The organism is Labrenzia sp. THAF35, assembly GCF_009363595.1.
In the GTDB taxonomy this organism is placed as follows: domain Bacteria; phylum Pseudomonadota; class Alphaproteobacteria; order Rhizobiales; family Stappiaceae; genus Roseibium; species Roseibium algicola.
In genome coordinates this window covers 4261635-4275964 of sequence record NZ_CP045380.1, presented here as the reverse complement: position 1 = coordinate 4275964, position 14330 = coordinate 4261635, and the positions used below count along the sequence as shown (strand labels likewise).

Annotated in this window: 18 protein-coding genes; 4 read left to right on the top strand and 14 right to left on the bottom strand. The window is 57.2% G+C overall.

From position 1 onward, the window contains the following. The first annotated feature begins 16 nt into the window (after positions 1 to 16). The 4 genes from FIU93_RS19615 (at position 17) to FIU93_RS19600 (ending at position 3166) form a co-directional block, all read left to right on the top strand. Entirely contained in the window at positions 17 to 1081 is a 1065-nt protein-coding gene (locus FIU93_RS19615) for a flagellar motor switch protein FliG (protein ID WP_022998527.1), read from the top strand. 52 nt (positions 1082 to 1133) lie between these two features. Next, entirely contained in the window at positions 1134 to 2207 is a 1074-nt protein-coding gene (gene flhB / locus FIU93_RS19610; RefSeq protein ID WP_055654437.1) for a flagellar biosynthesis protein FlhB, read from the top strand. 25 nt (positions 2208 to 2232) lie between these two features. After that, positions 2233 to 2679 carry a hypothetical protein gene (locus FIU93_RS19605; protein ID WP_022998525.1) on the top strand — a complete coding sequence of 149 codons (447 nt, stop codon included), beginning with the start codon at positions 2233 to 2235 and terminating at the stop codon, positions 2677 to 2679. Between the two features lie 229 nt (positions 2680 to 2908). Next, on the top strand, positions 2909 to 3166 hold the full coding sequence (locus FIU93_RS19600; RefSeq protein WP_077292797.1) for a hypothetical protein: 258 nt from the start codon (positions 2909 to 2911) through the stop codon (positions 3164 to 3166). A 67-nt stretch (positions 3167 to 3233) separates the two neighbouring features. Here FIU93_RS19600 and FIU93_RS19595 read toward each other — a convergent pair whose 3' ends face one another. The 14 genes from FIU93_RS19595 to FIU93_RS19530 all read right to left on the bottom strand — a co-directional run bounded on the left by FIU93_RS19595 (position 3234) and on the right by FIU93_RS19530 (position 14190). Beyond that, on the bottom strand, positions 3234 to 3428 hold the full coding sequence (locus FIU93_RS19595) for a hypothetical protein (RefSeq protein WP_152506488.1): 195 nt from the start codon (positions 3426 to 3428) through the stop codon (positions 3234 to 3236). A gap of 201 nt (positions 3429 to 3629) precedes the next feature. Next, complete coding sequence (locus FIU93_RS19590) at positions 3630 to 4085, bottom strand: hypothetical protein (protein ID WP_022998522.1); 456 nt, start codon at positions 4083 to 4085, stop codon at positions 3630 to 3632. Next, positions 4082 to 4510: a hypothetical protein gene (locus FIU93_RS19585; protein WP_152506487.1), complete on the bottom strand. Its 429-nt coding sequence runs from the start codon at positions 4508 to 4510 to the stop codon at positions 4082 to 4084. The genes FIU93_RS19590 and FIU93_RS19585 overlap by 4 nt, the downstream gene beginning before the upstream one ends. After that, positions 4510 to 4932 (bottom strand): rod-binding protein, encoded by a 423-nt coding sequence (locus tag FIU93_RS19580; protein WP_152506486.1) that lies wholly within the window; start codon positions 4930 to 4932, stop codon positions 4510 to 4512. The genes FIU93_RS19585 and FIU93_RS19580 overlap by 1 nt, the downstream gene beginning before the upstream one ends. Before the next feature lie 179 nt (positions 4933 to 5111). Next, the gene (locus FIU93_RS19575) at positions 5112 to 5492 is read right to left on the bottom strand and encodes a flagellar biosynthesis protein R (protein WP_152506485.1); all 381 of its coding nucleotides are present in this window, start codon (positions 5490 to 5492) and stop codon (positions 5112 to 5114) included. Positions 5493 to 5522: 30 nt separating this feature from the next. Continuing rightward, positions 5523 to 6299, bottom strand: coding sequence for a flagellar biosynthesis protein FliR (fliR, locus tag FIU93_RS19570; RefSeq protein ID WP_152506484.1), 777 nt, complete (start codon positions 6297 to 6299; stop codon positions 5523 to 5525). Then, the gene (flhA, locus tag FIU93_RS19565) at positions 6296 to 8386 is read right to left on the bottom strand and encodes a flagellar biosynthesis protein FlhA (RefSeq protein ID WP_055654445.1); all 2091 of its coding nucleotides are present in this window, start codon (positions 8384 to 8386) and stop codon (positions 6296 to 6298) included. Before flhA ends, fliR begins: the two co-directional genes overlap by 4 nt. 385 nt (positions 8387 to 8771) lie before the next feature. Continuing rightward, positions 8772 to 9038, bottom strand: coding sequence for a flagellar biosynthesis protein FliQ (gene fliQ / locus FIU93_RS19560; RefSeq protein WP_022998516.1), 267 nt, complete (start codon positions 9036 to 9038; stop codon positions 8772 to 8774). A gap of 14 nt (positions 9039 to 9052) precedes the next feature. After that, on the bottom strand, positions 9053 to 9448 hold the full coding sequence (flgD, locus tag FIU93_RS19555) for a flagellar hook assembly protein FlgD (protein WP_022998515.1): 396 nt from the start codon (positions 9446 to 9448) through the stop codon (positions 9053 to 9055). 11 nt (positions 9449 to 9459) lie between these two features. Beyond that, positions 9460 to 9933, bottom strand: coding sequence for a flagellar biosynthesis repressor FlbT (flbT, locus tag FIU93_RS19550; protein WP_022998514.1), 474 nt, complete (start codon positions 9931 to 9933; stop codon positions 9460 to 9462). 4 nt (positions 9934 to 9937) lie between these two features. Beyond that, positions 9938 to 10288, bottom strand: coding sequence for a flagellar biosynthesis regulator FlaF (gene flaF / locus FIU93_RS19545; RefSeq protein ID WP_022998513.1), 351 nt, complete (start codon positions 10286 to 10288; stop codon positions 9938 to 9940). 51 nt (positions 10289 to 10339) lie between these two features. Next, a complete protein-coding gene (locus FIU93_RS19540) occupies positions 10340 to 11386 on the bottom strand; it encodes a flagellar hook-associated family protein (RefSeq protein ID WP_152506483.1) in 1047 nt (348 codons plus the stop codon). A gap of 5 nt (positions 11387 to 11391) precedes the next feature. After that, positions 11392 to 12882, bottom strand: a complete 1491-nt coding sequence (gene flgK, locus FIU93_RS19535) for a flagellar hook-associated protein FlgK (protein WP_152506482.1) — start codon at positions 12880 to 12882, stop codon at positions 11392 to 11394. A 33-nt stretch (positions 12883 to 12915) separates the two neighbouring features. After that, positions 12916 to 14190, bottom strand: coding sequence for a flagellar hook protein FlgE (locus FIU93_RS19530; protein ID WP_022998510.1), 1275 nt, complete (start codon positions 14188 to 14190; stop codon positions 12916 to 12918). Positions 14191 to 14330 lie beyond the last annotated feature (140 nt).

The following is a 14330-nucleotide window of genomic DNA, read 5'->3' as shown; positions in this document are numbered from 1 at the left end:
GGATTGAAGTGACAAAATGATGAATTCCGCCAACGCCGCCGCAGCAACCGCTGCAAACCTGGCCAAGCCGCCAGCTCCGCCTGCCCGCCGAATGAACGGTACACAGCGCGTGGCCGCTCTGCTGCTGTCGCTGGGCAAGACGAGTTCGCAGAAACTGCTCCGGCATTTCGATCAGGAAGAAATCCGGATGATCACCGTCTCCGCAGCTCAGCTCGGCACAGTGGCATCGGAAGAACTTGATCGACTGGCCGAGGAATTCATCGAGCAGTTCTCTCATGGCACGACGCTTTATGGTTCGGCCAACGAAGTGGAGAAAATGCTGGAAGGTGTCCTGCCGGACGATCAGCTTGCAGACATCATGTCGGACGTGCTCGGCAACTCCAACCGGTCCATCTGGGACCGGTTGACCACGGTTTCCGAAACGGTGTTCGCAAACTATCTCCTGAAGGAACACCCGCAAACCGCAGCGCTGATCCTGACAAAAATAAAGCCGAGTGCAGCAGCAAAGGTTCTCGGCCAGATCAATAACCAGACGCGCAACTCTCTTGTCCGGCGCATGCTGTCGATCAAGGCGGTTGTGCCGGAAATCATGCGCGACGTCGAAAAGACAATGCATGAGGATTTTATGCTCAACCTGTCGGGCACCCTGGAAGCCGACTCCCATGCTCGCATGGCGGACATTCTCAACAAGATGGACCGCGAGCACATGGAAGACGCTCTGGAGAACTTGAACGAGGTGAAACCGAAAACCGCAGAACTTCTGAAGGGTCTGCTCTTCACCTTCGACGACATCACCAATCTCAACGCCCGGACCCGCATGGCGATTTTCGATCAGATCCCGACGGACCGGATCGTGCTGGCACTGAAGGGAACCAATGCCCAGTTCCGGGAAGTGATCCTGTCATCGCTGACATCACGCGCACGTCGTATCGCCGAACACGAACTTGCAGCCGGCGAACCGGCCGCTCAGCGCGACGTTCTGGATGCCCGCAGTGCGATCACCAACCTCGCACTGGAAATGGCGTCGCGTGGCGAAATCGAGCTGAATCCGAAGCAGGACGAAGGCGCATTCTTTGCGTAATCGTCTTTGCAAGCGGTTCGACGTGATCTGAGCCTGAACACCGGGTGGCTGGATGTCGGAAGAAGACAAGGATTCAAAAACAGAGGAACCGACCGAGAAAAAGATCAGCGATGCCATAGAAAAGGGCAACACCCCGGTCTCACGGGAAGCCCCCGTTCTGGCAACATTTATCGCGACGCTCTTGATCGGCAGTTTCGTTGTTACATCGGCATCGAGTCAGCTCGTGCAAACGCTGACGCATCTTCTGGACCTTTCGGGAGGAGTGGATCTTGGAAACAGCGCCGACGCATTGTTGCTCTCCCATGCGGTGTCGATCGAGGTCATGGTCTTCCTCGCCCCGATTGTCGCACTGCTTGCCGTGTCCGGTCTTGCGTCCGCCTTTTTGCAGAACACGCCCAGCATCGTTTTTCACCGCATCAAGCCGGATGCCTCCAAGCTCTCGCTGGCGAAGGGCTGGAGCCGCATATTCGGAGCCCAGGGCCTTGTGGAGTTCCTCAAGGCAGTCTTCAAGTTCTCCACGGTCAGCGCCATTGTCTATGGCCAGTTCCGGGCGAATGAAGCGGAACTGATCAACGCCATGTTCACAGATCCAAGCGCACTTCCCGAAGCGATCCTTCAGATATCGATGAAGCTGATCGCCGGCGTCTGCATCGTTACCATTCTACTGGTTACAGTCGACATTCTCTGGTCCCGCTCGCACTGGCGCAAGAACCTGCGCATGAGCAAGCAGGAGATCAAGGACGAGCACAAGCAGATGGAAGGCGACCCGATCGTCAAGGCCCGGCAACGCTCGCTCGCGCGCGACCGGGCACGAAACCGCATGATGTCAGCCGTGCCGCAAGCAACCCTCATTGTTGCCAATCCGACACACTTCGCTGTTGCCTTGCGCTACGACGGGGACCAAAACCCTGCCCCGATTGTTGTAGCTAAAGGGCAGGATCTGATTGCGCTGAAGATCAGGGAGATCGCCGAGGCGAACAATATTCCCGTGATCGAGGACCGGCAACTTGCACGGTCTCTCTACGCCGCTACAGAAGTTGAAAGGATGATCCCGCCGGAATTCTACAGAGCAGTTGCGGAAATCATTTGCTACGTGTACTCACGCCAGACCAAAACTGCTGTATAATTTAATGTATTTGGAGGTCCGGGGAATGCACGATATGCCTGAAGGCAACGGCACGAAACCGTCGCCACTGGAATGCGACCGGCAGCGCCAGGAAGCAATTGCCTCTGCTCTGACCGAATTTATCGAAGATCTGAAACTGGTCGATGTGGTCGACTTCGTCGCCTATATCCGAACAGACCAGCACGGCAATATCGATGAATTGATCAAGACATCGGCCGAGCTCTTCTTCAAGGAAGGCTCCTTGCGCTATTCCATGGCCGCACAGGCAGATGTCGAGTGGGAAACCACCCCGCGCATTTCCCTGGACCTGGAATTCTTCAACAAGGGTGTCTGGATCTATTTTACCGCCGTCCTCGCCTGGCCGGACAATGCAGTCAACGTTTCCTATGTTGAAGTGCCGGACGCCGGTGGCAACAAGGCGAAAGAAACGGAACTGCTGCTTGAGGCCCTGAAGGACGCCCGGTTGCGGTAGTTGCGTTTCAGGCATCCCAAATAATTTGCAGTTTGTCAGTCAACTCGTCCGCACAGGTGCGAACAGTGTGCCGGCCCGCTATTTCGCCTGCCCCATCGGCAACTTACCGAAATTCGCCAACTTGCTTCAATTCTGCCAGCCTAGCACCATATGCTGTTGGCCCTGCCGCGCGTTTCGGGTCTTCCGGACCTGGAAACTACCTGCAACTGAAACCAGAGAAACGGCGCGTATGAAGAAAATCCAGATCCCGGAGGATCCCGCCCACATGGTGACTGCAATCGTCGCCTATGCCGGGATCGCCAAACGCCTGCACGTGGAGCTCTCAAATCGGCCGATGGGTACGCAAGTGGATCTGGCAGCCATCAAGGCCGACTTGATTGCCGAAGCAAAAAGAGCGGTGCCACACGGAGATTTCGCCAAAGACGAAATCGGTGTCTACAAGACCATCTTCCAGGCGATCGACACGATTTTCGATACTGATGGCTGAAATCGGCATTCACTAAATGCCGCGAAACAAGCACCACGAATTTATATTGACCTGCCATCGCTCCAAGTCACTCTCTCAGAAGCGTCGACAAGCGCTCCATGATTTCGTGCAGGCTTTTTCCGGTCAGCCGCATTTCCCTCGCCTGCTCACCGTCTTCAACATCGGAATAAAGCAGGATTTCAACTGCGTTTTCCAAAACCTGGATATCATCGGAAGTCAGATCGATTGAGCCACTACTGCTCGATACCGGTATCGTCTTCATGGGCCTATCCTCCAAACCGTACCAGGCAAAGTCGTGCACTCTGCGCTCGGTCTATTCCGTAGGTTTTCCGAATAGTCCTGTTCCATCAAGCACAAAACAGGCCGCGGTGAGGATCAAAAAAAAAGCGCCCAGCCGAAACTGGGCGCCAATTGCCTGGGAGGCGGCAGAAGAAGTTTTTCAGTACAAGACAAGGATCGGCGGCTAGTGCGTGATCACGTCTTCCTTGTCGAAATAGTTGAATTCCTCCACCAGGACATCGTGCACCACGGGTCGGCCGAGACGAGCGTTGGTGGTTTTCTTGAGACGTTCGGTGAAAGCCTCCAGGTCGTAACGTTCCAGGCTACGGAAATCGAGGGTTTCATCCGAATAGAGTACCCGGAAGGCTTCATCCACCAGGAAAGGGTGTGGCGGCACAGGCAGGCGGCGCAATGTATCGCCATCCGCTGTGAAGACCATCTTGATCACCACATATCCCTGCAGCGTGCCATCAAACAGGATCGGCACGTTGACCGGGTTCACTGTCTCATAATCCAGCCCTACAAACGCCGGCTCATCGTCGCCGACCCTTTTCTGGGCTGCCAGATACTGCGTGGTGCCGTAACCGGACGCCAGCATGGTGGCAGACATCCAGAGGCCGGCAACGAGGGTCTTTATCATCGAGCCCTCTCCGGAAACGGTGCCTGATACGTGCCGTCGGATTCAAAGTCGATCATGGTTCTGGACATCATGCCGACAACTTCCGTCACCGCATTCATATGCAGTTGCAACAGGCCGACATTCTCATCGAGCACTTCCTTGAATTCGGCGATGTCTTCGCGCAGCTCTTCAGAATAGAACGCCGGCGGCACGAGTGTCCGAGCCCTGGACAGGTCAAGCAAAGCCTGGCTCTTGCCGTATTCGAAGATCTTCAGGTCCGCTGTCGGGTTTGCACGAAGCGCTCGGGTTTCCTCGCGCACAGCGCCTATTGCTCGGCGAACGGCGACAACCAGCGGCATGGATCGCACCGGATCGGGGGTGAATTCCTGAAGTGCGAGATCGGTCACGGCAACGTCCTGAAAGTCAACATCGTTGGCAGCGTCCATCAGGCTTTAACTCCCTTTTCAAGCGTATCTGAAATCAGGCCGGCGATACCGACACCACCACTAGCGGCAAGCTGGTTTGCGACCTGTTCGGCAAGCATCGATTTCCAGATTTCCCCGGCGGTTCCGGACCCGAAGACCGCTTCGGAGTCATCCGGAAGCATTGTTTCAACGAACTGGCTGAGGATCATCGCCTCAAATTTCTCCGCAGGAGACTTTTGGGACGGTCCTTCGTAATTGGCGGTTCGAAAACTGCCTTCAGTGGCTCCTGCCCGGTTCGTCGCACTGGCATAGGCAAGTGCAAAGCCATCTCCCGAACCACCAGCGGAAATGGACCTGAGACGGTTCGTGGCGTCAGCAAGGTTCACCGGATCGGCAGCCTTGGACACATCCAGGATCAGATCTGAAGGAGGCGAAATCGCCATGCTGGGCTCCTCGAAAAACATAAGGTGCAAACAAGGCCCGGCAGGCGACAGGGCAAGGCAAGCAATACACTTGAACCGAACCTTGTTTGCATCCTCAGGAATAGCCTGCGCAGCTTGCGGGAGGCTTGCGTCTTCTTGCTGGACGGCGACGAATATGCCCCGTTCACGCCAAGTGGCTTTCACCCGTATCTGCGGTCGAGCAGATCCATCAGGTCCCGTTCTTCTTCAGCACGCTGTTCCTCCCCACGCATCCTGGCGAGACGTTCAGCCATGAGTTTCAGCATCAACCGCTGGCGATCATATTCGGAGTTCACCTTTGCGCGTGCTTCGCTGAGCCGTGACATCTCCTCGATGATGCGTCTCAGCCGCTCGGCAGCGTTGGCGATGAACCTGTCGTGCTGTGCCAGGTCGCCATTCGAAAGGGCCAGCAGAATGCGTCTTTCCTTTTCGTTCAGCTGAAAGACCTGAGCGTCAAGCTTCTGAAGTAGCCAGGATGAAAACAGGAAAATCTGCTTCTGCATCCGGAACAAACGTTCAATATCCTGACTTTTTCTTGCCATGGAACAGGAACCTTTCACGGTCAGGTTTGCCTAACCTATCTGGAGCCAAGTGAAGTAGCCGTCGAGGAAGATCATGATGGCCTCCGCGATGACGAGATAAAGAAAGTAGAGACCACCCGCGATCACGAACGGCATGGAGATGAAGTAGACCGGGATCTGCGGTGTCAGCTTGTTGACGAGGCCGACGGCAAAGTTCACAACAACCGTGTAGACGATGAACGGGCTGCAAACCCGCAATGCCAGGATGAAGGTTCGGCCCAACTGCTCGGCGAACTGCTCCAGGTTTGTTACGGCCGCCAGCGGCTGCCCGACCGGGATCGCTTCATAGGAGGCAGCCAGCCCGCGCAGAATTTCCCAATGCTGGTTGGTGATGAACACCATCGCCGTTGCCGTCACCGTGAAAAGGTTTGCGACAGGCGGCAGGGAATCCACGCCATCGATCGGCATGCCCGGCATGTTCGACAGGCCGATTGCCATGGACACCAGCGTCGTCAAAGTCTCCAGGGCCGCGAGAAAGATGCGTCCCAGAAAACCGATGAAGGCTCCGGTCAGCAACTCCGCCCCGATGAAGCCGGCAACAGTGCCGAGCTGCTCATCCGGCAGGGACGCCTGTACGCCTGGTGCCAACAGAGGCGACAAGGCCAACGCGACGGAAAGCGCGATGAACAGGCGAACATGCACCGGCACACGGTTGCTACCGAACCCCGGGATCACCATCAGGCACGCTCCTATCCGGCAGAACAACAGGAAGACCGCCAGAAGCAGCGAGGAGCTGAAGGTGCTGAAAAAGAGGCCGCCGGAAATCACGAGACGCTTCCGAGTGCGGAAACATCCACTCCGCGTGCGATTTCAAGATGCGACAGGACCGGCAAGGTCGGGAACATGCGCTCCACGATCATGCGTACGTATGGCCGGGCATCAGGTGCCGCTACCACCGCGAAGCGGCTGCCGTCCTTCATGTGTTTCTTGACCGCGTCGGACATTTGCGTGCCGAATTCCTCCACCAGTTGCGGCTCGATGTCGAACTCGATGACGTCGCCCTTCCCGTCCCGTTTCAGGGCATTGTGGAAGGCTAGATCCCATCGGTTTCCGAGACGCAGCACTTTCAGAGGGCCGCCTTCTGCAAGGTCGCCGCAAATCTGCTGGGCGATGCGCATTCGAACGTGCTCCACCACCTGCTCCGATCTGCGGACGTGTGGAACGATCTCGGCAACGGCTTCCAGGATCAGGTTGAGATTCCGGATCGAAACCCGTTCCGCCAGCAAAAGCTTGAGCACCGCTTGCAGACCGGAGAAAGACGTGTGCGCCGGACAGATATCGTCGAGAAGCTTCTGGTACTCCGGGTCCAGCCTGTCGAACAGCTTGCGCATATCCTTGTAGGACAAGAGCTGCGGCAGGTTGTTGCGGATCACTTCGCTCAGATGCGTGAGGATGACCGTAATGTTCTCGGCCGGCGTCATGCCGCGGCGCTTGAGTTCGTCCTTGTACGCAGGCGGCACCCAGTAGGCTGGCATCCCGAATGCAGGCTCACGCGTCTGGTCAGCCGGTACCGGCAGTGCTTCGTCATTGTTCGGAATGACCAGCAGTTCACCCACTTTCAGATGCTGCGAAGCAATGATGGTGCCGTGGATCTTGATCTGGTAGCTCTTCGGATCAAGCGTCAGACTGTCGGTGACCCGAATATCGGGCACGACAAAACCATACTGCTCGGCAAACTTCCGGCGCATCTTGGCAACGCGGCGAGACAGTTCACCGGTTCGCGTCAGCAGCTCGGCGGAAAGCTGCTTGCCAAGCACCAGTTCGACCTCAGCCGATTTGAGCGTTTCCTTGACGGAGTCCTTTTCCTCAAGCTTTGCCTGTTCCTCCGCTGCGCGTATCTTGTCGTCCTCGACCTTTTTCGCCGCTGCCAAACGCCTCGGAATGGCATAGCCGATAAAGCCCATCAGGATCGCCAGCAGCAGGAACGGCAACATCGGCAGACCCGGCATCAACGCGAAGATGGCCATCAGGATAGCTGCGACGAACAGGGCACGCGGATAGCCGCCAAGCTGGCCGAGAACAGCCTTGTCGGTCGACCCTCTGGTGCCGCCCTTGGACACCAGCAGACCAGCCGCCAGCGAAACGATCAGCGCCGGGATCTGGGAGACGAGGCCATCGCCTACGGAGAGCTTGGTGAAAACGTCTGCCGCGTTGGAAACCGTCATGTCATAGCGAGTCACGCCAATGACGATGCCGCCAAGGATGTTCACAGCCGTAATGATAAGGCCGGCAATCGCGTCGCCGCGGACGAATTTGGAGGCACCATCCATGGCGCCGAAAAAGGAGCTTTCCTCCTCCAGTTCCTTGCGCCGACGCTGTGCTTCCTTGTCATCGATAAGGCCTGCGGAAAGATCCGCATCGATCGCCATCTGCTTGCCCGGGATCGCGTCCAGAGTGAAGCGTGCGCCAACTTCCGCAATACGGGTTGCGCCCTTGGTGATGACCATGAAGTTGACGATGACCAGGATCGCAAAAACAATCAGACCGATGACAAAGTCACCGCTCATCACGAATTGCGAAAAGCCGTTGATCACATAGCCTGCCGCATTCAGCCCCTCGTGGCCGTTGGCAAGGATCATGCGCGTTGTCGAGATATTGAGCGACAGTCGCAGCATGGTGGCGATCAGCAGGATCGTCGGGAAAGACGAGAAATCAAGCGGACGCTGGATCCAGAGCGAAACCATCAGGATCAACACCGACAGTGCGATCGACATGGCCAGGCCGATATCGATCAGGAATGTCGGGATTGGCAGAAAAAGAACGGCCAGGATTAGGACGATGCCTATGGCAAAGCCGACGTCGCGGCGGCTGTCCGGCGCATTGCCGGCAGCCGGCGAAAGGGAGGTGTCTGTCATGCCTTCTCTCTGCTGCAGGTCTGATACCTGGCAACCTCGCCCTTGAAGCTTGCGCGAGGCTTTTTTGAAGAAGGATTTCAGGAGGGAAGTTCGGGAAAGGTAGAGCGCTCTGACCGACGATGGTCGCTCCAGGCTCTGAAGGGAGCGGCCTTCGCACTTGAAGCAAGTCGTGTTTCAAGGAGAAATGGATGCGAGAAACGCATCTACCTTGTCATCGCGGCAAAGGCCTGGATCCATTAGCGACATGCGCCAAGGTGAAAGGTTTCGCCGACAACGCAAAGGACCTGATCCCGGCTTACAGCTTTCGCTGCAAACCGGGACGACAGATAAATTCAGGACCACGACGGCACCTGAAACCATGCAAGAATAGTCCTGCGGACCGTCGCTAGAACCCCGTTTCGATCCGATTGTAGATCAGGGTCGTCAACGAGTAGATCTGGCCGCCGATGAAAGGTCCGGCGACCACGATCATGACCAGGATCGCCACGATCTTCGGAATGAAGGTAAGAGTGATTTCCTGAACCTGGGTCAGGGCCTGCAGCAACGCAATTCCGATACCGACAATCATCGCCGGTACGATCGCGGGGGCAGATCCGACGAGGATCGTCCAGATTGCAGTCCGGACCAGGTCCAGGGCATCAACTTCATTCATGTCATTCCATCCGCTCAGGAAATGGTTACACCCGGTCCAAGCAGAACACCCTGACCGTTGTCGAGCGCGAGCACGGTGCCGTCGGAATAGACTTCAACCTTTTCCACGACACCTGTCGTGCCGTTGGCGTCGGTCACGGTCCGCCCGATCAGATCATCTACCTGACCGAACGAAAGGTTGGTCAGAAGCGTTTCCAGCTTGGCGTTCGTCTGAATAGACTGCTCAACTTGGCTGAAGCTTGCGAGCTGCGCGAGCTGTTCTGACGCGTCCATGGGATTGGTCGGATCCTGATTCTGCATCTGAGCCATCATCAGATGCAGGAAGGTGTCGTAGTCGACAGTCAGCTGCTTCTGAGCGGATGCAGTCGAGGCAGCACCCTGGGTGGCGCTGACGCCTTCAACACTGGTCATCTAATCACTCCTTAAACAACGGCCAACCTGGGGCCGTACTGAAAATTTTCTCTTGGCGCCGGCCGGGGCGCGGTCTGCCGGGTCTCCTGCGCGCGCCGGTTCTTTTCGGCCAGCATCAGGCTTGCCTCCAGCGGATAGAGCGCACGCACAACCTTCATTGCCTCGAACCACCGATCCGTTTTTGCCAGCTCCTCAACCTTGTCGAGATGCATCAGCACCTCCTTGTTCGAGAACGCCGACTTCACGGAACCGAGCACGAGATGGAACATGTCCTGAACCGCACCGGCGGCTGCCGGATCGATGATCATGGTCTGGAGAATGAAGTAGAGCTGGCGAAGCGGCGTCGTCGCCTCTTCTGGCTGAAGCACATGGGCTTCCAGCAGGAATACGGCATCATTCAGCAGTTCGATGTTGGTTTTCCGTTCGGCCCGGATCACCGCACCGTTGATGAACAGGCGTTCGCCCGCTTTCAAACCGATTTTCATGAGCTTAACCGTCCAGGCTGTCGCGGATGATGGAATTGATCTGGATGATGTCGGAGAAGTCCTCCTGCTCCCACTGGCGCAAGGATTCGACCTCTTTCAGGACCCAGATGCCGACAGAGATCAGATTGGCTCTCGTTTCGATCGGCAGTTCGTTGGCGTCGTCCGCCAGGTGTTCCAGGAAGTAGCTCCACAGGCGCCGTGTGTAGAACAGCGCGTCGACGGCTTCGGGAGACTTGACGCCGCGCTCCTGGGCGACGTTGAGCTTGCCGATCACGATCGACATTGCCTCATGTTCGTTGAGCCGCTGGTCAGAGCAAAGATCGTCCATAACCTCAGCGTAAGACAAATTGTACATGGGCCCTCTCAAGGTTGGGTTTGATACGAAAAATCAGACATTCGGCCACGATCACAGGTAGTTGAGAATGCTCAGACCCTGCATGCGGGCCGTGACCGCATAGGTGGTCTCAAGCTGTGTCAGAGCCGTGTTGAGACGCACCGACGTTTCCTCCAGATTGACGTTTTCAAGGTCGTTGATGCGCCGGTTCAGGATGTCGGTTTGAACCTTCAACCGTTCACTCGCCAGCTTGACCTGCTCCTGCACATTGCCGAGCTTGCCCATCTGGCTGGTGACATCGGCAATACCGGTGCCGAGCTTCTCGATCGCCTTGTTGACCACCACCTTCCAGGTTTCGGGATCAAGGTCCTCGTTACCGAGGTCGGACATCATCGTGTAGGCCGCGGCCAGGTCTCTGAAGGCCTGCTCGTTTGCGCTGACGGAACTGGACACCGTTTCACTCGCCGAAATACGGCTGACCATCACGTTGCTGGACGCACTCGACCAGGACGTGCCCCAGGCCGGGTTCTGGAACATCGTCTCGAAGGCACCGTTCAGATAAGTGGACATTGCCGCAGGTGTGATGCCCGAAACGCCCGGGTTGGATTGCGCCATCCCGAACTCGGTCATGAACGCTGCATCGGCGGCCAATTTGTTCGGAGACGTCGGATCGGAATAATCCGCGAAAGGTTCCTGGTCCGTATTGATGCCGGCAAAGACGAAATTGCCGTTGAGCTGGGTGTTCAGACGGGACGTCAGAAGCTCCAGATTGCCGACGGCATCCGCCTTGACGATGTCCGAACTGCCGTTGTTCTCACGCAGGGCCACAAGGGTCGCCAGAAAGTCCTGCGCATCCGTCAGAATGTCGCCCATTGCCGCCTGGCTGACATCGAGCCGCGACGCGGTAAGCGCGTTGGTATCCATGATGCCATTGAGAAAATGAAACTCGGACCGAAGCGTCACGCTTTCGCCGGTCTTGGTCCCAAGATCCAGGCCGACGTCGTATTTGCGGCCGGAGGACAGCTCGATGCTGAGCTTCTGCACGAGGCTGGACTGGTTCTGGATCTGCCGGCGAGACGCATCGGCGAGTGTGATCGTGGAGATATTGGTGGTTTTCATAACTGTTACCTCGCCGCGGCCAGAAGGTCTTCCAGCATGCCGTCGACGGCGCTGATGAGCCGTGTCGCCGCTGAGTAAGATCGCTCGATTTCCAGTAGCAGCGTCATTTCTTCGTCGATGTTGACGCCTGTCTTGTTGTTGAGGTTTTCTGCCGTCCGACTGAGAATGACGGTCTGCACCTCGACATTGCTCGTCATGGTCTTTCGGCCGGCTTCCAGCCAGCTGACGGACGAAGCGGCAAAGCCGGACAACGTGTCGGTCGGATCGAGTTCCACGCCGCTGTCGAAAACGGTGTCCTTGTCAAACGCGGAAACCAGTTCCTGCAGACGGTCGGAGAACCCGGCAGCGCCGGACGGGTTGTAGTTGTAATTGGGATCGAACGGATCGGAGATGCCGCCATCGCGCAACCTGTCCAGGTCGCCGCCCTGATCCGGATCGGCGTTGGCATTGACGACGATTTCCGCAGCAAGCCCGGTGATATGGGTGCCGGATGCAGGCACCGCCGGTGCACCGGACCACGTGAACAGGCCAGCCTGATCCGGATTGCCGCCACCGCTCTGATCGCTTTCGGCGAAGGCTTCGATCAGACCACGCGCGATTTCGTCGAGCTGGCCCTGATAGGTCACCGCGACTTCGTCGCGCAGTTCGGCAAGACCTTGCAGCCTGCCGGACTTGATCTCCATGAGAGCGCCCGGTCCCGCCACGGGAACGCCGTCCACCATCACGGAATTACCCGTGGTGGCAGCACCATAAACAATGGTCGGCTCGAAGGTGACCGCTCTGGCCTTGGTTTCAAACAGCGTCACGCCGCTGTCCGTGTAGACCACAATATCGCCATTGCTGCGGTTCAGCGTGGTAATGCCGATTTCCTCGGACAGCTTGAGCAGAACCTGGTCGCGGCTGTCGTGGGCATCGGTGACATCAGCCCCCGATTGCGTTCCCCGCACGATAACCGAGTTGAGATCTTCGAGTTGTTTCAACAGCGTGTTGATCTCACGCACGGAGGTCGCCATGTCCGCATCCGCGTTGGTGCGCACATCCTGCACCAGTGCCGTTCCGGACTGGAGCGTCTGCACCATGTCCTTGGAGGCCTGCAGAACGTCCTGCGCCTGGATCGCGTTGCTGGGATCGGAAGCATAGTTTTGAAGCGACAGCTTCAGCGCCCCGAGTTTTGCCGCAGCGGACATGTGGTTCTGGGTATCGCCGGTGGTTTCAGCGAGACGGGTAAGGCCCGCCAGGACCGCTTCCTGAGAGGATCCAGTGGAGGTGGAGGACAGGAGCGACGAATACAGCGCGCTGTCCGTCACCCGGCCGATACCGTCGACCTTGAGGCCGCCGGCCTGACCGGTGTCGGTATAGGTCTGGCTCAACAGAACGGATTTGCGCGAGTAGCCGGGGTCTTGAGCCCCGGCAATGTTTCGCGAAACCACAGAGGATTCTGTCTGCCTTGCGGCCAGCGCGGACTGGGCGACTTTGAGGGCTACAGACAAACTCATGACAATAACTTTCCGATTGGCGGGTGAGCCGTGTTAGCGGACCAGGTTGACGAGCTGCTCGAGCAGGTCGGAACCGGCCTTGAACACCTGGGAATTGGCCGTGTAGGTGCGCTGGGATTCGATCATTGAGGTGAGCTCGTTGCCGAGATCGACGTTGGAGTCCTCAAGACCACCAACTTTGATGCTGCCAAGGCCGCCCTCGCCCGCGAAACCGACCCGGACATCACCGGAATCGAATGACGTGCTGTAGACGTTGCCGGATTTGTTGGAGAGCCTGTCCGGGCTCGGTACATCCGCCAGCGGGATCTTGTAGATCGCCCGGCGGTCCCCGTTGGTGTAGATGGCAAACAGAGTGCCGTCGTCGGAGAATTCGACGTTCTTCACCGCACTCGGTGCGTTCCCGTCCGCATCAACGTTGGTGACCGTGAAATCGGCATTCAGGTAGGTCGACTGATCAAGGTCCAGGTCGAAGGTGCCACCGTTGGGAACCGCAATATTGATTGCGGTCGCACTGGCACCGGTGAGATTGCCTGTGGTGACGTCGAAGGTCAGCGTCTGGGTATTCAATGCCGGAGCAGTATAGGGAAACCCGCCACCGGGTGCGGCATCTGCCGCGTTGTAGATCGAGACTTCCCAATCACTGTCTGCAGCCGTTTCCGTGACCTTGGAGTAATAGACATCCAGTTTCACCTCGTTGCCGAGGTTGTCGTACACGATCATGGACGTCTTGTGGGAATAGCTCGCGGTTGCTGCGTTGGCGGAGGGCAGATCCGCCGCCGGTACAATCGCCGCGTCTTCACTCACGTTTACGCGCAGGAACGCTTCGCTGGTGGGAGTGGCTTCCAGCTGGTTCTGGGTGATGTTGATCCGCTCCAGACCACCAAGACCGTTGGCAACGGTTGTTGGCGCGGTGTTGCCCGTGATCGGATAGCCCTGGAGATAATAGCCGGCCGTATTCAGGAGATATCCATCTCCATCCGGAACGAAGTGACCGGCGCGGGTCAGAAAGCTTTCACCTGCCTCGTTGCCGACAACGAAGAAGCCGTTGCCATCCACCGCAAGATCAAGCTTCGACGTGGTGAAGCTGATGTTTCCCTGCTTGGAAACCTGGTACTGGGTGTGTGCCTCGACGCCGCCGGAGTTGAACGAGCCAGCCCCTTGCGAAACGACCAGTGAGGAAAATTCCGACTGGGCCCGCTTATAGCCTGTCGTGCTCGAGTTCATAATGTTTTCGGCAACTGTGCCGAGCTTGCTCGACTGTGCGTTCATGCCGGAAACGCCGGTTCGCATAACTCCGAAAAGGCCCATGACAGGTCTCCTGTGTCCAAATCAACTGGAGACAGTCAAACCGACCTAACTTGCGCGAAGCTGTTGCGAGAAAATAATTATTCTTTCCATTCAGATACTTAATTATGTAAAAATTTATCTATCAAACAAAACGAAAGCAC